The following is a 20,303-nucleotide window of genomic DNA, read 5'->3' as shown; positions in this document are numbered from 1 at the left end:
GATGAACCGAGTCTGCATTTATGTCGAGTGTGCCACAGTTTGCCGATGGATTCACAAGGTTGTTGATATCTTGTTCAATATACATCTCATTTTTTCCCGTGGATCACAAAGCTTATTTGGTTTGAATAAATTTGCTGTAGGTACTGACTCGGCCGTTGATGTACTCAATACCGCAGTGAATGCTCTGTTCGTTATTGCCAACAATCTGATATTCGACAATAAATTCACCGCTGATCACTTTTATAAATAAGAAACCGTCGATGACTTTCCATAATCCTTGTAGCGTTTTTTCACCAAACAGATCTCGCTCGACCAACGTGCCATTAGGCTTTAAATGCAAAGCGGAAGAAAAACCGTCTACATTGACTTTTACCCAAGTATGCTGGTGAGCCTCAAAGCTTAATATTTTGCGTCGACACTTAACCCATTCTGCCAGCGCTTGCTCTTGGGTTGGGGTGAGCGTAGGGAGCGCTTCCATTTCTAAAAGGGTGTGATGCTTTTCATACCAGAAGAGTTGTAAGTGAAGTAATTTCATTGGTTCTCAGAGTGTTATGCATCGGGGCGTTATCAAAAAGCAACTCTGCGCGATTGTGTTGGTGATGTCAATATTTGCCAAGAAAAGCTACCGCGCTCACGGGGGAGAGGGCGCGGCATTATCCAATATGAGGATGAAGGATGCATAAAAGATGCACCCGAGCACAATTTATAGGTTGAATAAATGAGCTATAGGTTGAATAAACGAGGCGAATCAGCGGCATCGCAGGCTTGATTTAGCCGATGCTGCGCAACACGAATATTGTGTTTCCAATGTTCATCTTGCGCCCACATTTCGATCACCATCGGCACAACACAGTTTGCCTCTTTCAGCGTTTGGGAAATAGCATCGAAATTGACTTCTCCTTCACCAATTACCAAGTCTCGAAATTGGCCCGTGGAACTAGAGGTGACGCAATGGGTATCTTTAAGGTGGATCTGAGTAATGTGTGGCATACCAAGTGCCAATTCAGTACACACATCGTAGTTCCAACCTGAAATGTTGCCTACATCTGGATACGCCATAAAATAGGGGGAGGGTACTTCCCGCTTTAGTATTTCGAACTTGCTCAGTGAATTAAGATAGCTGGTATCCATGATCTCCACTGCCAGCATCACGCCAGCACGCTCGGCCAGTTTGGCGGCAAGCTGCATGCCTTCAATGAAACGTTGATGAGTTTCTTTATTAGCGGGTTCGTAATAGACATCATAGCCTGCGAGTTGGATGGTGCGAATGCCCAGTTTGTAAGCTAAGGTAATCGCTTTCTCCATGTGCAGAATGGCTTGCTCTCTAATGGCGGGGTCTGACGAGCCAAAAGGAAACTTGCGGTGTGCACTTAGGCACATCGATTGCAGCGGGATTTGGTATTGCTCACACCATCTTCGTAGCTGATAGATGGTTGCATCATCCCAGTCTAAGCGTTGACGACGTTCATCCGACTCATCGACGGATATCTCTAAAAAATCAAACCCCAGCTCTTTCGTTGTGGCGAGCTTTTCTTCCCAACTGAAATGATTGGGGAGCGCTTTTTCATACAACCCGATACGTTGGCGTGGCAAATGTTGATACATACGGCCTCCTAGCACCAAAAACGATCGATTTGACTGCGCAGTGCTTCGGCAGTGACGCGACCTTTTTCACCGACCAATGCACGCCCCGCAATGAACGTTTTGGCCTTAATGCCTTCAAATAAATAGAGATCATCTGGCACGATGCCACCTGTGATGGAAAGCTCAAGCCCCATATCGGATAGAGTTCGCATCTTCTCAACATCTTCGCTTGTCCAACCAATACCGGCCAGTTCGGCATCTCTTGAACGGTGATAAATGGCTTGAGTGATACCAAGGTCAATCCACGCTTGTGCATCAGCAAAGGTCCAGTTGCCGTAAATTTCGATTTGGATTTCGCCATCCAGTTCATCGGCGACTTTCTTACAAGCGCTGATGGTGGCGATATGCGCTGCGGCAGAAACGGTGATCCAATCCGCGCCAGCTTCAAATGCCATCCGCGCTAAAATAGCGCCGCCATCGGTGGTTTTCATATCGCACACTAGAATATGGTCAGGGTGATTATGGCGTAACGTTTTGACGGCCTTCATGCCTTCAGCAAAGGCGAGGATGGTGCCCACTTCGATGACATCAACAAAGCTTGCTACGTTTTTTGCCACTTCGATGGCAGAAATAAGGTCAGTTTGGTCGAGAGCGATTTGGATCATTGGTTTAGTCATGAGAGTTATCCTTGAATTTTGTCACGGATCAAACGGGCGAGCCCGTCGTGATTGTTATCGGTTGTACAAATCAGTTTGGCGTGGGATTTCACCGTATCGTCGGCATTGAGCATCGCCACACCGAGCCCAGCGTAGTCGAGCATTGAAATATCATTATGGTTATCACCGACGGCCAGCACGTGATTGGCGTGGTAGCCAAGCGATTGCACATATTCAGCCAAGCGCTGACCTTTAATATTGCCTTTGGCAGCAAAGTCGATGCGATTCGACCATGAACGCTCGCCATTGAATGTCTCTTGTACCCAAGCTTGTTGGGCAAGGCGTTCAACGGAACTCGGTAGCCCTTCAACCACAAATTTCCAAATAAACGTTTCTTGCTCGACGCGGTGACGAAACGAGTCAATTTGCTCGATTTTGGGCTGTGCCGTCGGTGGATACTGGTTGGCCCATTTTTCTAACGCTTGCATGTAGGCGATTGGGCTACGCTTGGAATAGGTCATCGCGTCGGTCACATACATCACCAGTTTCATTTGAAACTCTTTAGCCAAAGCGAGAAAGGTCAATGCATCGTGCTTGGTGATGGCATTGTGCTTGAGCACTTTTTCATTTTGGTAGTCATACACATAAGTGCCGTTGCAGCAGATGATGGGGGTTGTGAGCCCCAATTCTTGATAATAGGGTTTAGCCGCCGTGTGGTGACGGCCAGTCACGATCACCACGTGGCAGTGTTGCTGCGCTTGTTGAATCGCCTGCTTTAGCTGAGGATGAATGGTGTGTTCATCAGTCAACACCGTGCCATCAAGGTCGAGCGCGAGAACTTTATACATAGCCGCTACCTTTGACCGTAGTAAGCGTTATCACCATGCTTACGTTGATAGTGTTTATCGGATAATTCCGGTTGAATTTTGATGCCACTGTTGAGTGAACGAGTCGCCAGCGCCATGGCAGAAATCTCCTCCAAGACGACGGCGTTATGAACCGCATCGTTAGCATCTTTGCCCCAAGAGAAAGGAGCATGCCCGGCGACAATCACGCTTGGCACTGCCATCGGATCAATGCGACGATGTTTGAACTCTTCGATGATCACAAGGCCGGTATTTTTCTCATATTGGCCAGCGATTTCATCGCAAGAAAGTTTGCGTGTGCAGGGGATGTCACCGTAAAAATAATCGGCATGAGTGGTCCCTAAAGCGGGTATGTCAATGCCCGCTTGCGCCCAAATAGTGGCACTACGCGAATGGGTGTGTACCACGCCGCCAATCTCTGGATAAGCTTTATAGAGTTCGAGGTGAGTGGCGGTATCACTGGATGGATTAAGTGTGCCTTCCACAATCGCGCCGTTAAGATCAACGATCACCATGTCATCGACTTTCATCACATCGTATTCTACGCCTGAAGGTTTGATGGCGATGACGCCCTTCTCGCGGTCTATTTCTGATACATTGCCCCAAGTGAAAGTGACTAAACCGTATTGGGGAAGCTTAAGATTTGCCGCAAATACTCGCTGTTTTAGTTCGCTATACATGACATCCTCACTCGACCAATTGCGCCGCTAACGCTTCATCAATCACTTGGTAAACATCCTGCGCGGTACGACAACGGCGCAGTTTATCGAGATCAACGCCAGTCTCGCTCTCTTCATCATCCAGCACTTGGGTTACTTCCATTAATCCTTCCATATGCTGATCAGACGAGCTGCCCGCTAAGGTGATCAGCACATCGACCGGTTCATCTTCGCCGTCAAAATAGACAGGCGTTTGCAGCGTCACTAAAGCAAAGGCGGTTCTGATCACGCCATTTTCAGGACGAGCATGAGGCAGGGCAAGATTAGGCGCGATGACGATATACGGGCCTAATTGTTCAACGCTGCTGATGATGGCATCGTGATAGCAGGGGTGGATGGCTCCTGATTTGATCAGCCTATCCGTACCGATTTTGATCGCCTCTTGCCAAGTGCTCGCCTGTGCATTTAATTGGATGGAATCATTGTCGATCAGTGATTGTTTCAGTCCCATGGTTCTATCTCCAGAGTGGGTGCCAGTGCGTCTGGCACCTATTGTTGTTTTTGTACTTATCGTTTTGTAGTAAATAGCTATTTCAAAGTGACAAAGTTTTTATCGATGATATCGAGCAGCTCATCACCAAAAGAGTTCGGATTCAGCATGTTTTGTACGCCGAGCACAAATTTGCCTTCTCCGGGCTCCATCTCACCAGAGAGATGTTTTGATGAGACGATGATGTCGGTGGTGGCGAGCTTAGATTTATAATCAGACACTGCGCAGGAATCCATCACGTGTGGAATGCCTTTTTTCTCCAGATACTTACCGATTTTCATCTTCATCATCATTGAGGAGCCTTGTCCATTGCCACACACGGCTAAAATGCTGACCGGGCGCACGCCATCACTGACTTTCAGTGCTTGTTCGACGGCGGCGATGACTTCTGGATCGTCACTGATGTTCACCAAACCTTGTGCATCTTCCTCTTCACGCAGTTTTTTAGAGGCAAAGAACATGTACACACCAGCCAATGCAATCAGTACAAAGAAGAACAGTTTTGAGACGGATAAGCCTTGCATGATCGGTGGGAAGACTAGCGCCCAGTCGGCCATGCCCATCCAGCCACTGAATTCGGTGCCGTATTGGTTGAAGATGTGAATGGCCCATGCTGAGCCAACGACTTCGATGATACCCATCACAAAACAGATCTTCATGACCGCGCGCCAGCCGCCAAAGTGGTTGGCAAAAACACCAATGGTTGCGTTGGAGAAGAACATCGGGATAAAGCCGGGAATGATCATGATCGGTGCATCAAAAGCGAGCATGGCCAGCACCGCCGTAAATTGACCAATCGCGCCCCACATAAAACCAAACACCATGGCATTAGGTGAGAACGCGTAGATAGCGGCGCAGTCAATGGCTAAAACGGCGTTAGGAATGACGCGCTCTGAGATACCTTTAAAGGCTTCAGACAGTTCGGCAACGAACATACGTACACCCGCTACGATAACTTGAATCGCTACCGCAAATTTAAGGCCAGTTTCTAGAATGTAGATAGACCAATGGGTTTTTCCCGCCATTGCTTGCAGGTTGTCTAAACCAAATGAGAGCAAAATAATGCCGAAAAATAGCGTCATCACAATCGCGGTTGCGGCAATACTGTCGTGGAAAATGTGCAACCATTTAGGCAGCTCAAGGTGGTCGACACTCTCGTTTTTGTCGCCCAATTTGGGGGCAATCTTAACTGCAATCCAAGACGCGACTTGTTGCTGGTGGCCGATGGAGAAACCGGCTCCACCCGTGACGGCTTCGGTGGGTTTGAACATAATGTTGGAGGAGATAGACCAGTAGAGCGCCATCAAAACAGCCGAATAAAGGATGGTTTCCCACATGCTTGCGCCCAGCACAAGGTAGAACACCGCAATTAATCCTGCCTGTTGGAACATAATATGCCCCGTTAGCATGATGGTGCGAATGCCTGTGTAGCGGCGCAGCAAAACGAGCAAGATGTTGATCGCCAGTGCCAGTAGTACGGTATAACCAACCCAAGAATAATCATCCCCCATGATTTCCATGGTGGCCATCATTGAGGTGTACGGGTCGATAACCGAGCCAGTTAAACCATGATATTCCGATAATTTCTCAATCACAGGCTTAAAGCCTGCCACTAAGGTCCCTGCACCCACCTGTACCAACATAAAGCCGACGATGGTTTTGATCGACCCTTTAATGATGGTGGTGGTATCTCTTCTTAATAACCAGTAACCGATAAGGGTGACTAAGCCCAGCAGCAAAGGTGCTTTAGTCATTACTTGGCTATAAAAAATGTAGAAGATATCGTAGATGAACTGCATATCTTTACCCCTTGATTCTCTATTTATCGTTATGTGTATTCCCGTCTTACTCGAAGCTGGGTGTAGGTCAGAGTGAATCAGCAAGGTGATGCCGATTTCAATCCTGTTTTGCTCACGAAATAGACTTTACCAATCAAAAGTAATCATTCAATGCTCATTTGTGATTATTTTGATTTTTATCAATTTCTTCGCCAAATGGAGACATTATTTGATACTCAAGTCACAGTTAAAATTTTATTTCAAATAAAATCAATTGGTTATGTTTTATTGTGAGCGAGAGGGAAGTTTTGTTCGTCCAGTGTTTGACATTGTGATGGATGAGAAATAGAATCAAAACAAATCATAAATAATCACCAAGTAATCACTTGATGAAAAGATAAGGTGATAACCATGAACGAAGTACAAAGACATAACGAGATACTGTCTTTGCTAGACAATATGCGCACCATCAACGTCACGCATATTATTGAGAAATTTAACGTGTCACCAGCAACGGCCCGCCGCGATATTTCTAAGTTAGATGAGCTAGGTAAGCTGAAGAAAGTTCGCAATGGTGCTGAACGTTTAGAGATTAGAAAGCGAGCGTGGACGCCGTTAAATATCGACAGTACGGATCATTTCCATGAAAAATCACAGATTGCCATGGCTGCGGCTAAGCTCTGCAACCCAGGTGACAGTGTGGTAATTAACTGTGGTTCTACCGCCTTCTTGCTCGGTAAAGAGTTGTGTGGCCAAGATGTTCAAATCGTGACTAACTATTTTCCACTGGCCAGTTACCTTATCAATGAAGATCACGACGATGTAATCATCATTGGTGGGCAGTACAACAAAGCACAAAACATTTTCCTCAACCCCGCCCCTGATTCGTTAGGTGGTTATGCCGGACATTGGATGTTCACCAGTGGCAAAGGGCTGACGGAAAATGGCCTATACAAAACCGATATGCTCACCGCCGTTGCCGAGCAACAAATGCTAGAGCAAATCGGTAAGTTAGTGGTGGTAGTGGATAGTTCTAAAGTTGGGCAGCGTACGGGCATGCTATTTTGCCCCGCCAGCAAGGTTGATATTGTTATCACTGGCAAAGCCGCCGATCCGCAAGTTATCCAAGCGCTACAACAGCAGGGGACAGAAGTGATTCTGGTATAGAAAGCACTTCGCTCTACACATTCTAATAATAAACACAGGCTCAGTGTCTTCACCTTTGGTTAAGACGCTTGGCTCCCTACATCCAAAATTTGTCTAACTGATCGTGAAATAAAAGGTGTTGCTATGAGTAAAATTGATGAAATCACACGCGATTCATGGGTTCTCAGTACGTTTCCTGAGTGGGGAACTTGGCTGAATGAAGAGATAGAAAAGACCGAAGTGGAAGCCAACACCTTTGCTATGTGGTGGCTTGGTTGTACAGGCATTTGGCTAAAAAGTGCCGGTAATACCAATCTTTCGATCGATTTTTGGTGTGGGACGGGTAAGAAAACGCAAAAGAATGCCTTGATGAATCAACAGCATCAGATGATGCGTATGGGGGGCGTGCGTGAACTGCAACCCAACTTAAGAACGTCTCCTTTTGTGTTGGACCCATTTGGCATCAAAGAGATTGATGCGGTACTGGCGACGCATGATCACGCTGATCATATCGATATTAATGTCGCAGCAGCTGTGCTGCAAAACTGTGGTGAGCATGTGAAATTTATTGGGCCACAAGCTTGCGTTGACCTGTGGCAAGGCTGGGGAGTACCGAGTGAGCGCTGCATTGTGGCGAAAGTGGGTGATTGCATTGAAGTCGGCGATATCAGTATCCGAGTGCTGGACTCTTTTGATCGCACTGCGTTGATTACGCTGCCTAAAGGTGTTTCATCTTATGATAAGGGGATTCTTGATGGTATGGATGATCGCGCGGTCAACTACTTATTGGAAACCTCCGGTGGCTCAATCTACCATTCAGGTGATTCGCATTATTCGAACTACTATGCCAAGCATGGTAATGACTACAAGATTGATGTGGCGCTGCTCTCATACGGTGAAAACCCACGAGGCATCACAGATAAGCTGACTGCATCTGATATTTTGCGCGCAGGCGAGGCGTTAGATTGTGAAGTGGTGATCCCATTCCATCACGATATTTGGGCTAACTTCCAAAATGACCCGCGTGAAATTGAAGTATTGTGGCAAATGAAAAAAGATCGTCTGCAATACGGCTTTGCGCCATTCTTTTGGCAAGTGGGTGGTAAATACACTTACCCAACCGACAAAGGACGTATGCATTACCAGCATTTCAGAGGCTTTAAAGACATTTTTGTCGATGAACCAGAGCTGCCTTTCAAAGCATTCTTGTAATATTCTGAAAGCAAAAATTAGAGAAGAGAAAGAGGCCAATTGGGCCTCTTTGTTTATTGGTAATCTCTTTGCTTATCAAGCGATGTGCATCGCTTGATTTTATACTTCAGGTTGGTAGTGCAAAATTGTCATTGATATGGGCGATTGCAACAACTCCCCTTCTGCATGGCCGGGTTGTACGTTACGTAAATTGGTATCGCATATCACTTCCCAGTTTTGGTTACGATCTTTGGGTAGAGTAAAACGAGCAGGTGCGTTGGTTTGGTTGATCAAGTAGAGCATTTCAGCCCCATCCGATCCAATGCCCATCTGCAATGCCACAGAACTTAAGCGGTTCCAATCATCATGTTCCATCAGTGTGCCATCCACGCGTCGCCAGAATACGCGGTTGGCATTACGTTCCTCACCACTAAAAGCACGAATAAAGGGCACCATATAAAGGTGTCTTGCCGCCACCATTTGACTCAACCAATGCTTGAAGTAGCTTTTGCGTTCGGTCATGTTCCAGTCAAGCCAACTGATCTCATTGTCTTGGCAATAAGCGTTGTTATTACCTTGCTGAGTATGAGAAAGCACATCCGCGGTGAGAATATGAGGAATGCCAAAAGCAAAAAGTAAGCTCGCCATCATATTGCGTTTTTGCTTTTCGCGGGTTGCTTTTATCACCATGTTCTCGGTTTCGCCTTCGACGCCATAGTTGTCGGAGCGATTGTCACCGTGACCATCTCGGTTTTGTTCACCATTCGCTTCATTGTGCTTATGCTTGTATGACACCAAATCTTGCATGGTGAAACCATCATGATAAGTGATGTAATTGACGGTCAGTTTGTAGGGCCAGTTTGCGGCACTGTACAAGTCGCGAGAGCCCATTAAGCGTGTGGCGAACTCTTTTAAATAGCCTTGATCGCCGCGCCAGAAGCTGCGTGTGATATCACGTAATTTGTCGTTACATTCATTCCAACCGAAAGGAAAATTGCCTACTTGGTAACCGTTTGGACCAATATCCCAAGGCTCTGCAATCAATTTGACTCGTTTTAATGTTGGATCTTGCGCCACCGCTTTAAAGAACGCAGCATCGGGGCTGAAATTATCGCCATTTCTTCCAAGCGTTGCGGCCAAATCAAAACGAAAACCATCGATTTGGTATTCGCTAACCCAGTAGCGCAGCGTGTCCATGACTAGGTTAAGGGCGGGTTGATAAGAGAGATCAATGGTGTTACCACAACCGGTAAAATTCGCGTAATGTTGGCCGTGTTTTAGATAATATTTAGGGTCGAGTGCTTTTAAATTGAAAATAGGCCCATCTTCGCCCCCCTCTGCTGAGTGGTTATAAACCACATCCAGTATCACTTCAATTCCGTGACGATGCAGTTCTCTGATAGCCGTTTTCAGTTCCGTTACCGCATCTTTTTGCGCATAACGTGGATCTGGCACCATAAACAGATAGGGGTTATATCCCCAATAGTTGACTTTGCCCATATCCAATAGATGTGGCTCATGCATACAAGCCGCGATGGGCAGTAGCTGTAGTGTGTTGATGTTTTGCTTGCGATAAAACTCCAGCATCTCCTCACTGATTAAGCCTAAATAAGTACCTTGTTCTGCTTTAGGCACACGTGGATTGAGTTTGGTCACCCCTTTGACATGGGTCTCAAATAAAATAGTCTTATCGCGAGGTATGTGTGGCTTTTTAGTTGATTGCCAATCGAATTGATCGTCGACCACGACACACTTAGGCAGCTCGAAACTCTTTTTTGAACTAAATGGTGTTTTATAGCCTAAGTTTTTATCTATCGCCTTCGCGTAGGGGTCGGAAATATAGTGCGGCTCGTCACCATTTAAAATGAGGTAACCGTATTTTTGCCCTGCTTTAATGTTTGGCACATGAGTGTACTTCACGCCCGCATATTCATTCTCTAACTCGTGGGTGGTGAAACTTCCCTGTTGATCAAACAGAGCGAGTAGAAGCTGTTTATTTGCTGGAGCATGAATAGCAAAATTGCAACCTGTGTTATCAAGGGTTGCACCGAGTGGGTAAGGGCTAGAAATAGTACATTTCATATGGGCATCTTTAATTGTTATTTTGCTGCACGTCATCGCTTTAAGTAAAAAGCTTTGTTGATATTAGGTCAAGCGCCCAATGAATAAAATTTGAATGTAATTTTATTTCATTTTAATGATGTTATTGGCCCTAAATAGTGATCAATAAGGCATTTTGTATTCTATTTTATAACCATTAACTGATCTCCTCCCCCTGAAATCCGTGATCCGTGCTTTAAAAACGCCATACTATAAAATTACTCATCCTTTCTCCTCCCCCCCAAATTACTTTGAGGTGGAGGAAGCAAGCCTATTACGCCTTTAGTAATCTTATCACCGTTGAAACAACTGGGGACTTAGTCCCGTCTTACCTCTTCTTTTAGCGTCTATCTGTCAACTGCCTTGCAGGTTCCAATAGGAGAAGAGTGAAAGTTTTAAATGCTGTCCGTAGTTAAAATTTTCCATAAATATAAATCGTCCTTAATGGAGTTAAGAATGAAAAAAGTAAGTGTAATTGCTGCCGCAGTGGCTGCTACTCTAGCAGCAGGTTCTGCTTTTGCTGCAGAAACAGATGTACTAAAAGACGGATGGGAAGTTCATGGGTATGCTTCAATGAATTTCCGCATGGTTGATGGTGAAACTGTTGATACAGAGTTTGGTAAACCAGATTACAAAACAGCGGGTACTCATGGAAAAAGCACCAATCAGGTTGAGTTTGTAATTAAGAAACACACAGAACATGAAAATGGTGTTTGGTCAAATTTCACTGTTCGTTCTGAATACGGTAATGGTAACTCGTACGCTTATTCTTCATCTGGTAGTCAAAAAGCCAATGACACTGCACAATTTGAAGTGAAAGAAACTTTTGTTGAAATCGGTGGTTTATCCTACTTAGGAGAAGACACATCTATATGGGCTGGTCAACGTTTCCTAAACCGTGCTGCTGGTATTCTTTCTGGTGAATTTTGGAAACAATCTTCTGGCGTAGGTGCTGGTGTTCAAACTAAGCTTGCTGGCAATACTGCAGGATTTGCGGTGGTGGTTGCCGATCCTGATGCAGGTGCAGCAACGACAAACCCTGAACGCACAACGCTTTCATCTTACGATCTGTACTACTACGGTGTCGATGTTGGTTTTGGTAGCTTAGACTTTGATTTTAAATACATGGAACAAGCGAACAAAGACAGTAAATCAGATGATGGTTTTGGCGCATCAATCACGTTAAATTCTAGCTATTACGGCTTGGATGGTTGGGCTCAATCTGCTATTGCATATGGTAAAGGTGTTGCGCAAAACCGTGGTGTTAACTTTGGTGGCTGGTCAGGCGGTGATGATAAGCAAGAGTCTATTTTCTTGACTTCTTACGGTGTACTGAATATTTCCGAAAACTGGCAAATGGGCTCTGAAATTACCTATTTTGGTGCGCTGGATGAGTTATTTGGTGCTAAAGATTTGAAACGTTATATTGCTGCTGTTCGTCCATCGTATAAAGTGAATGATAACCTACGTCTTGAAATGACAGGTTCTTATGCTCATGAAGAGGGAGCTGAAGGTTACTGGGGTCGTACTGGTGAGGCACTAGAAAGCGATATTTTCAATGTGGAATTAGCTGCTGCATTTACAGTCAATGCTGATTACTTCGGTCGTCCACAAATCAAACCATACATTAGCTATATTTCTGCTGATGATGAAGCAAGCGCATCACAAATTGGCATCAAAGATGGCAAAAATGAAACAGTTATCGGTGTCCACACTGAAATCTGGTTCTAACTCAACTAAGATTTAAGGCAGCCTATTGGCTGCCTTTTTTGCTTTGTAAATGATAGAGAATAACGATGAATAATAAAAAATCATTAATGACCCTTATCCTCGGAGCAGCTTTGACTGCCTGTAGTTCAGTTCCATCTACCTCAAACCTTTCGTCTACTGAGGCTATCTCATACGCAAAAGTATGCTGTAATAATTATGCTGACTTTCCTTGGATTGAGCTACAAAGCAATGAAAGTATCGAGTTTGATATTGATGAAAGTGCCCCTATTGGCCACTTTACAGATGGCAATAGCTATTTTAATGCTTTTCAGCTCCCTCAACGTTCAGCAAAAGTGCAAATACAGCTTAGTAGCTACATGTTTGATAAAGCGGTATTTTTGCCAAAATTAATTATGTTAGATCAGACGTTCAATATTGTTTCTGAAATTGATTTACCACAATTTAAAATTAAAACCTCGGATGCTTTTACAAGAACACAATATTATGTAAACGTTCAGGTAGACTCTAAGCAGACACCTTATTTTATTATTTACTCTCCAGAGCAATATTTTGGGAAAACAATCAAGGTCGATCATCCAGCGAAGGTTAGAGCTAAAGATCTTGGTGAAGCGATGCCAATGGTCACGGACCCTACATATATATCATCCCACTTTGGTCAATTTAAACTAGAAATCAAGACATTATCTTTACAGTCTCATCAAACAAAGAGGAAAATTGAAAAGCCAGCATCAGAACAAACTGCAGTAGCAGTAGTTGTGCAGATAGAAACGAAAAAATATTACATATCAGCTATTGAAAATGCCGTCAATACTGGTGATGTAGCAAAAGCTCTAAGCTTATTAGATGAAGCGAAAATGTTGAATGTTGATGGTGCTCAGCAAGCATTTATTAAAGCCGTTAATGCCAAATAATTAAAAACTTAAGGTAAGCGTTATATTGGTATGTCATCGTTTTTATGGATGATTCTTATCCTAGATTTCTATATCCCTGATGGGCACTGAATGGTGTGGTTTCTGATATATAAGCTCCTTCATTGATGATGAAGGAGCTGTGGTTATACTAATCAACTGCCTTTTGTAAGTTTTGACTATGACGCTTGGTTTGAAGGTAGTCGTTCTGCTTTAAAGAATTATGCGTTAAATGCCAATTGGGATAAGTGAACTTTAATTTAGAGAGTTCAGGATAAGATGGAGCCACTACTTTTTTTACAATAATATCATTTCTGTTGAATTTAATATCATCAGTGTTTACATCTAGTATTATTTCCACGTTTTTTGTTAAGTCGCACTCAATATTTATTTGATAATTCCCCAACTCCAATATGAGATTCAATATGAGATCAGCCCTCAGGTATCGTGGATTGATCATATAACTAGCCTTACCATCGCGGCATTGCCAGTTGAAGTATAAATTCTCATCTTGACCATATGGGAGGGTCGCACTAAAGCTTGTCCAGCATGACGGTAGTTTCGGTGAAAGATTAATCTTATTTTTCGACAATTCTGGTTTAAAGCCTAGGTAATCTTGTTGAGCATTTCGTGCATATTCTGAAACAGACCAGGCTTGAGCATAGGTACCTGTTTCTATCAAGTTGTCTTCATCATGTTGATAAGCATCGAGGTTTTCACTCATTGTGCCACGATGTCCTTGCTGCAAAATTTGTTTGGCTAAGTTTTTGGATAATTGAAAAGCCAAATCTTGCTTGCTAAAACTTGTTAATGCACTGACGGTAAAACCAGCGTTCCAACCCCAAATCGTACCGTTATGGTATGCCGCATCTTTATGGTACTCAGAGCGATTATCATGGTAGGGGTGAAAATCTTCGTGATATTGCTCTAAGGAACAAATACCCCATGAAAATAAAAGATGATCAATGCTATTTCGAATAATAAATTGCCCAATTTCTAGTGGGAGAAAGGCTTCTGTCTGTGGGATAGATAGTACCATTAATTGATTTGGACGTACGCTATTATCTGGTATATCGAACTCTTTTAGATGATCAGCTAGTTGTTTTTTATCCTCATCCCAAAATTTTCTGATAAAACTCATCTTTAATTTTTCAGCTAATTTTAAATAATATCGATGATCTAGATCATTTTTATTCATTTCTGCCAGACGTGCCGCAACATGAAAGCTTTCAAATAGCAATGCTTGAATATCATTAGCTTTCGGTCCGCGAGGAGACCATGGAATTTGACCTTTGATTTTTGCATCCATCCAGGTATCGGGATGACGATGTTTTAGTAACCCATCTTCACTAAGATAATTACTTTCTATCCCATCAATAAATCGTTTTACAATCGGATAAATATCCTTTGCAAAAGCGATATCGCCACTGTAATTAATATATTCCATCACCTCCCTAATCATCCAAGGCGTACCATCGGTCGTGTTATATATTATGTCCGTTTTGCTCGTTACTCGATTGGGAATACGACCGTAATTGACTGAAGTATGATCTTGCATTTGCATGGAAGCAAAATTTTCAATGATTGCTCTGGACTCTGGAAATTGACCATTAATGAGACTTGTCCCAGATAAGGCTATGAACGTATCCCTTCCCCAACAGTCTTTGAACCAAGGTAAACCAGCCCATATACCAGAACCAAACTCTTGGTTCACAAATGTACGACTTGCCAATCTAGACCACATCACGGCTCGGTTATACTCCAGATCGTTGGTCCATAGATAATTACGTGTCAGAAAGTGATACAGATTGTTTTGAAAAATAATATTTGCATGGTTTTGCGCTGCGAGTTGAGCTCCTTTTATTGCCTCTGTTTTGGTGCTTTCAAAGTAGAGGTAAATGACTAGTTTTTGGGTTGATTCAGTGGAACTAATCATCAGCTTTACATTAGAATCACTTAAACCCATTAATTTAGAGGTGGTTGCACATTCATCGGTTGCCATTTCTTTGGCAATAACGGATTGATTTGCGCTAATCGCAATAAAACGTGGTTCTTCGCTAACAGAATTTGCGTCATTTACTTCATAGATAAGGACGTCATCGATGCATTCAGGTTTGCTTGCATTTACTAATATATTAAGCTCAGGGAGTATGGCAAGAGATTGTTTGGACTCAGAGGTGATGGTGAGACAAGCAAGTCGTTGACCTTGTAATAAGCTCAAACATTCTACAGAAGATGTACCAACATAGTGATGTTCAATGCCAAAAGGCATCAAGCGGGCTTTACTGGCTTGTGTTTTATCATTGATGTTACCGTTTACAAATGACGCAAATTGACCTAAATACCAACCTTGAGAATGACGGTAATTACCGCTTGAGCTGAAGCCATAGGTATGTCCTTGATAATATCCATCCACGCCATCACTGAATACATAAGAAAATTTTGAGGTACTTTCTATTGCTAGATTTGAAAATAAATTTTCTAGCTCTAAAGTGCCATCAATTCTTGGTGTACTCGGTTCTACACCACATATCGGCGTGAACTCCTTACAAATGAGAAGGCGTGTTTGTGTTTGGTTTATTGAGGTAATTTGAGAATGTCTATATTTTGAAGTCATGACCGATACCTATAAAAAGGGGTACAGTAGACTGTACCCAAAGGTGAACATGAAAATTGTGCTTGTTGGGGATGAATTATTTCGTGATTTGTTTCGCTGCCATATCTAATGCTTCTTTGACACCTTGTTTTCCTTGCATCGCATTATCAATCGCTGCCCCTTCGGCAAACCAGTATGCTGTCATCTGTGGGATATTAGGCATAATTTCACCATTTTCGGCGTTAATCATAGTGGCTTTGATTCGCTGATCTTGTTCTAAGATTTTTTGAAACGATTTTAACGTTACTGCGCCAAGTGGCTTATCGTCATTCATGATTTTTAGTGCATCATCTTGAAAGACATAATTTTCTAAAAACTCAACGGCAAGATCAGTATTCGGGCTGGCCGAATTAATCCCAGCACTTAGAATGCCAACAAAAGGATTACCTTTGCCACCGTTTAGCGTTGGCAGCTCTGCAACGCCATAATTTATGCCTAATTTATCTAAATTACCCCAAGACCATGGGCCGTTTATCGTCATGGCCACCTCTCCTTTGCTGAATGCAGCATCAGAGACGGCATAATCCATGTTTGGGTTCAATACACCTTGATTAACCATATTAACTAAAAACTGCAGACCGTTGATTCCTGCTTCATTATTAACTCCGGTACTTTTGGCATTGTAACCCCCTACAATTTTTTCAAAAGCATAGGCACCGCCAGAGGAAATAACAGGCCAAGTAAAGTAAGCATTTTTAATATCCCACATGATGGCTTTTTTACCCTGTTTCTCCATTGTATTATGAATACTGACTAGTTCTTCCCAAGTTTTAGGCGGTGTTGGTAACAGATCTTTATTGTAAATAAGAGAAGGGGCCTCAATAGCAAGAGGATAGCCAACCAATTTTCCATTAACGGTAACGGCATCCCAACTGAAATCGACCAACTTTTCTTTAAATTGCTTACTTGGTTTGATTTCGTGAAGCAAGCCTGCTTCTGCATAGCCACCGAATCTATCGTGTGCCCAAAAAATAATATCAGGACCACTGCCAGTTGCAGCGTGCTGTTGGAATTTCGCTTCAAGCGATTCTGGATGCTGAACAATGATTTTAATTCCAGTATCTTGTTCAAATTGTTGGCCTATTTGCGCTAAGCCATCATAACTTTTATCACCGTTAATCCAAATGGTGATTTCACCTTCTTGCATCGCCATCAGTGGTGCCGCCATTAAAGTGGCCAGTGTACAGATAGACAGATTCTTAATTGAATTTTTCATCACTATTTCCTGTTTTACCTAGGCCCGAAGCGAATATGGTACGCATGAGTCCTTGAGTGTAAGTTCTGTTGAAAATATAACGGCTTTTGCTTGCAATAAGAAATAGATGAAAGTGAGTTTGATATAGATTCTATCAATATCATTGCTCTAATATTGATAGAATGTAACTACGGTAGATAACACGGTGAGTTTTTCTGCTTTCAAAAGTGTGAACCAAAACAAAAACTATTGTTGTAATGCCCGCTTTGTGTGTCGGAAGCCTATGTTATCAAGGCTTTAGTCCACACTGATCTTCAATAATTTGTTTAGTAGGGTGTTAGCCTTCATAAGGAAGAGGTATACTTCGTTAGTATTTCAATAAAACTGGTAATTTTTGGGTCAGCTATGCCTTGTTTAATATAAATTCCTACATTACCTTTTTTCTTTTTGTTGATGGTTAATGTTGCAATATTTCTTCTGGCCATCCAATGGCACATTTTATCGCTATATGGCATTACAGCGTTAGCCATCTCTAATATATCTATGCTAGCAAATAAAGAATCGACATCATAGATGGCTCTTTTACTCTCTCTTTGTTCCGTATATTGTTTAGCCAGTGATGCATGTTCAGCCAACATTGTACGATGTCGAGAATGATCCGGCGTGACGCGGATGAGAGGGTATTGGGCTTGTTCAATCAGAAGTTCATCATCACTTTTTTTTGTATTCAATATCGGATGGCTTGAACATACAAAAAATGCTTCTTGGTCTCGGAACAAAGGTTGGAAATGGACTTTACACCTTTCGTGTAGATCTTGAATTTCATGGCCAATAAAGAGGTCAATATCTCCCTGCACCAAATGATGGATTAAAGAAAGGTTATTGCCAAATTCCAAATGTATTGAACAATTAGGGGTGTTTTTTTGATATAGGCATACCGTATCGCGAACAAATAATTCCCACCACGCTTCCCCAGTGCCAAGCTTTAATTTTCCTTGATGTCTCTGTTGCATATCGGTGAACTGATGTAACAGTTGTTGCTGCTTTTCTTGTTGCTCCTGCACATACTCCCTAAATAGTTTGCCATAAGCGCTGAGCTCTACACCTTTTGAGCGGCGAATAAATAGCTCAACTCCAAGTTCATGTTCAAGCTTTTTAATTGCTGTGGTGAGAGATGGTTGACTGATATGCAGTTTCTCTGCGGCTTGCTTAATATTATTTTCAATCGCAACCATCAAAAAATATCGAAGGGATTTATCCATGCTGTTTTATCTTGTCTTCTGCTTATTGCTATCATGTTTGGCATAAATCACATTTTAGGTGATGTTTTTTTAATCTCTTTGCATGCAGAGAGGCCTAACTATAGTGATTTTTCTTATGATATAGGTATTGGCTATATCATATGGGGAATGTTCTATTGTTACTTTGCGTCAGCTCTCATTATGATGAGCAATAAATTAATTTACAAAAAGGCAATATCATGGAACCCAAATGGTGGCATAGCGCTGTGGTATACCAAATATACCCGCGCAGTTTTTACGATTCTAATCACGATGGTATCGGCGATTTAAATGGCATTATTAGTAAGCTTGATTACCTTGCAGAGTTAGGCATTAACGTTATTTGGCTATCTCCTGTTTATCAATCTCCAATGGATGATAACGGTTATGATATTTCTGACTACCAAGCAATAGCTCAAGAGTTTGGTTCCATGGAAGATATGCAGCGTTTACTGAGCGAAGCACAAAAACGCAATATTAAGATAGTGATGGATCTTGTCGTTAATCACACATCGGATGAACACCAATGGTTTTTACAAGCGAAGCAATCGCGAGACAATCCGTATCGAGATTACTACATTTGGCGGGATGCAAAACCGGATGGCAGTGTACCGGATGATACAGGGTCAATTTTTGGTGGCAGTGCTTGGCACTGGGATGAGCAAACGCAGCAATATTACTTCCACCTTTTTTCTAAACGTCAGCCAGATCTGAATTGGGAAAACCCTAAAGTGCAGCAAGAAGTGCACAGCATGATGAACTGGTGGATTGAACAGGGTATTGGTGGTTTTCGATTAGATGTTATTGATTTAATTGGCAAAGAAATTGATAAGGGCATTACTGGTAATGGCCCGCGCTTGCATCCGTTATTACAGCAAATGAATGCCGCCACCTTTGGTAATCAAGATCTGCTGACCGTGGGAGAAACTTGGGGAGCCACACCAGACATTGCAAAACTGTACAGTGCGCCGAGTCGTCGTGAGTTATCGATGGTTTTCCAATTTGAACACATCACTTTGACGTGGGAGCATGGTGACAAATGGAACCCTATTCCGTTAGATCTTAAGCAGTTTAAACAGGTATTAACCAAGTGGCAGATTGAGCTTGCCGATCAGGGTTGGAATTCATTATTTTGGAATAATCATGACCTACCACGCGCTGTATCTAAGTATGGTGATGACAAACGCTACCGAGTTGAATCTGCGAAAATGTTGGCAACGAGCTTACACTTTCTGAAAGGTACGCCTTATATTTATCAAGGCGAAGAGATTGGTATGACGAATGTGGCCTTCGATTCGCTCGATCAATACCGAGACATCGAGACGTTAAATTTTTATCGTGTGAAGACAGAATCGGGCGTTTCTCATCAGCATATGCTGGATGCTATTCATCAAAACAGCCGCGATAACGCTCGAACGCCAATGCAATGGTCAGCGGATAAACACGGCGGATTTACCCAAGGTTCTCCGTGGATAGAGGCGAATCCTAACTACCTAAAAGTCAATGTTGAACAAGCGCTCGCTGATAAACAATCGATTTACCATCACTATAAAAAGTTAATTGCACTGCGTAAAAAACACCTGTCCATCGTCTATGGATCGTTCACGCCTTTATTTGAAGAACATGACCAAGTGTTTGGCTATGTGCGTGAGTACCAAGGTGAGCAAATTGTCGTGGTCAGTAATTTTTCATCGGCCACGGTTTGTTTAACAATACCCGAAAAGTTTCAATTGAGAGCGGTGGAGTGTTTGAGCTCTAATTATCAAGAGATTGAAAAATTAGAAGAAAACCTAGTACTCGAGCCTTATCAATCCATCGCGGTTTTGATGAGAGAGTAAAGTGAGTGGCTCATTTTTGATCTGGAATGAACGCAGCGATTTGGCTGCGTTTTTTCATTCATTGACCCAAATCGGAATCTATTCCTCAATTAGTGTGATTGTGCGTAACACTCTTGAAAAGAGTACGGTACTATCTTAGTGCTAAGGCTACGTGGCTTAATTAAT

The 20,303-nt window shown here is 42.8% G+C and carries 16 protein-coding genes; 5 read left to right on the top strand and 11 right to left on the bottom strand.

Features of this window, described 5'->3' with window-relative positions; genetic code table 11:
• Positions 1–112: 112 nt before the first annotated feature.
• The 7 genes from AACV12_RS13040 to AACV12_RS13010 all read right to left on the bottom strand — a co-directional run bounded on the left by AACV12_RS13040 (position 113) and on the right by AACV12_RS13010 (position 6,114).
• Positions 113–535: a hypothetical protein gene (locus AACV12_RS13040; protein WP_017042894.1), complete on the bottom strand. Its 423-nt coding sequence runs from the start codon at positions 533–535 to the stop codon at positions 113–115.
• 188 nt (positions 536–723) lie between these two features.
• Positions 724–1,605: an L-ribulose-5-phosphate 3-epimerase gene (locus AACV12_RS13035; protein ID WP_029189691.1), complete on the bottom strand. Its 882-nt coding sequence runs from the start codon at positions 1,603–1,605 to the stop codon at positions 724–726.
• 8 nt (positions 1,606–1,613) lie between these two features.
• On the bottom strand, positions 1,614–2,261 hold the full coding sequence (locus tag AACV12_RS13030) for a 3-keto-L-gulonate-6-phosphate decarboxylase UlaD (protein ID WP_017049270.1): 648 nt from the start codon (positions 2,259–2,261) through the stop codon (positions 1,614–1,616).
• Between the two features lie 5 nt (positions 2,262–2,266).
• Positions 2,267–3,088: a Cof-type HAD-IIB family hydrolase gene (locus AACV12_RS13025; RefSeq protein WP_170900458.1), complete on the bottom strand. Its 822-nt coding sequence runs from the start codon at positions 3,086–3,088 to the stop codon at positions 2,267–2,269.
• A gap of 5 nt (positions 3,089–3,093) precedes the next feature.
• Complete coding sequence (locus AACV12_RS13020; protein WP_013868339.1) at positions 3,094–3,786, bottom strand: L-ribulose-5-phosphate 4-epimerase; 693 nt, start codon at positions 3,784–3,786, stop codon at positions 3,094–3,096.
• Between the two features lie 7 nt (positions 3,787–3,793).
• The gene (locus AACV12_RS13015) at positions 3,794–4,276 is read right to left on the bottom strand and encodes a PTS sugar transporter subunit IIA (RefSeq protein WP_013868340.1); all 483 of its coding nucleotides are present in this window, start codon (positions 4,274–4,276) and stop codon (positions 3,794–3,796) included.
• A gap of 77 nt (positions 4,277–4,353) precedes the next feature.
• Positions 4,354–6,114 (bottom strand): PTS ascorbate-specific subunit IIBC, encoded by a 1,761-nt coding sequence (locus tag AACV12_RS13010; protein ID WP_026028425.1) that lies wholly within the window; start codon positions 6,112–6,114, stop codon positions 4,354–4,356.
• A 390-nt stretch (positions 6,115–6,504) separates the two neighbouring features.
• On the opposite strand from AACV12_RS13010, the gene ulaR reads away from it, so the two are divergent.
• Complete coding sequence (ulaR, locus tag AACV12_RS13005; RefSeq protein WP_026027147.1) at positions 6,505–7,260, top strand: HTH-type transcriptional regulator UlaR; 756 nt, start codon at positions 6,505–6,507, stop codon at positions 7,258–7,260.
• Between the two features lie 123 nt (positions 7,261–7,383).
• Positions 7,384–8,451 carry an L-ascorbate 6-phosphate lactonase gene (gene ulaG / locus AACV12_RS13000; protein WP_013868344.1) on the top strand — a complete coding sequence of 356 codons (1,068 nt, stop codon included), beginning with the start codon at positions 7,384–7,386 and terminating at the stop codon, positions 8,449–8,451.
• Between the two features lie 99 nt (positions 8,452–8,550).
• Here ulaG and glgX read toward each other — a convergent pair whose 3' ends face one another.
• The gene (glgX, locus tag AACV12_RS12995; protein ID WP_017048138.1) at positions 8,551–10,548 is read right to left on the bottom strand and encodes a glycogen debranching protein GlgX; all 1,998 of its coding nucleotides are present in this window, start codon (positions 10,546–10,548) and stop codon (positions 8,551–8,553) included.
• Between the two features lie 438 nt (positions 10,549–10,986).
• On the opposite strand from glgX, the gene AACV12_RS12990 reads away from it, so the two are divergent.
• Both AACV12_RS12990 and AACV12_RS12985 read left to right on the top strand, forming a co-directional pair.
• A complete protein-coding gene (locus AACV12_RS12990) occupies positions 10,987–12,261 on the top strand; it encodes a carbohydrate porin (RefSeq protein ID WP_026028891.1) in 1,275 nt (424 codons plus the stop codon).
• Between the two features lie 65 nt (positions 12,262–12,326).
• Complete coding sequence (locus AACV12_RS12985; protein ID WP_013868347.1) at positions 12,327–13,172, top strand: MalM family protein; 846 nt, start codon at positions 12,327–12,329, stop codon at positions 13,170–13,172.
• A gap of 148 nt (positions 13,173–13,320) precedes the next feature.
• Here AACV12_RS12985 and AACV12_RS12980 read toward each other — a convergent pair whose 3' ends face one another.
• The 3 genes from AACV12_RS12980 to AACV12_RS12970 form a co-directional block, all read right to left on the bottom strand.
• Positions 13,321–15,786, bottom strand: a complete 2,466-nt coding sequence (locus AACV12_RS12980; RefSeq protein WP_170900456.1) for an amylo-alpha-1,6-glucosidase — start codon at positions 15,784–15,786, stop codon at positions 13,321–13,323.
• Between the two features lie 76 nt (positions 15,787–15,862).
• Positions 15,863–17,041: a maltose/maltodextrin ABC transporter substrate-binding protein MalE gene (gene malE, locus AACV12_RS12975; RefSeq protein WP_026028892.1), complete on the bottom strand. Its 1,179-nt coding sequence runs from the start codon at positions 17,039–17,041 to the stop codon at positions 15,863–15,865.
• 323 nt (positions 17,042–17,364) lie between these two features.
• Entirely contained in the window at positions 17,365–18,282 is a 918-nt protein-coding gene (locus AACV12_RS12970) for a LysR family transcriptional regulator (RefSeq protein ID WP_094126682.1), read from the bottom strand.
• Between the two features lie 218 nt (positions 18,283–18,500).
• Here AACV12_RS12970 and AACV12_RS12965 point away from each other — a divergent pair, with 218 nt between their 5' ends.
• Entirely contained in the window at positions 18,501–20,138 is a 1,638-nt protein-coding gene (locus AACV12_RS12965; protein ID WP_094126684.1) for a glycoside hydrolase family 13 protein, read from the top strand.
• The last annotated feature ends 165 nt before the right edge of the window (positions 20,139–20,303 follow it).

It is taken from the genome of Vibrio sp. 2-2(8), assembly GCF_963888495.1.
Taxonomy (GTDB): Bacteria; Pseudomonadota; Gammaproteobacteria; order Enterobacterales; family Vibrionaceae; genus Vibrio; species Vibrio anguillarum.
The sequence above is the reverse complement of the archived record's forward strand: the minus strand, read 5'-3'. Positions and strand labels throughout refer to the sequence as shown.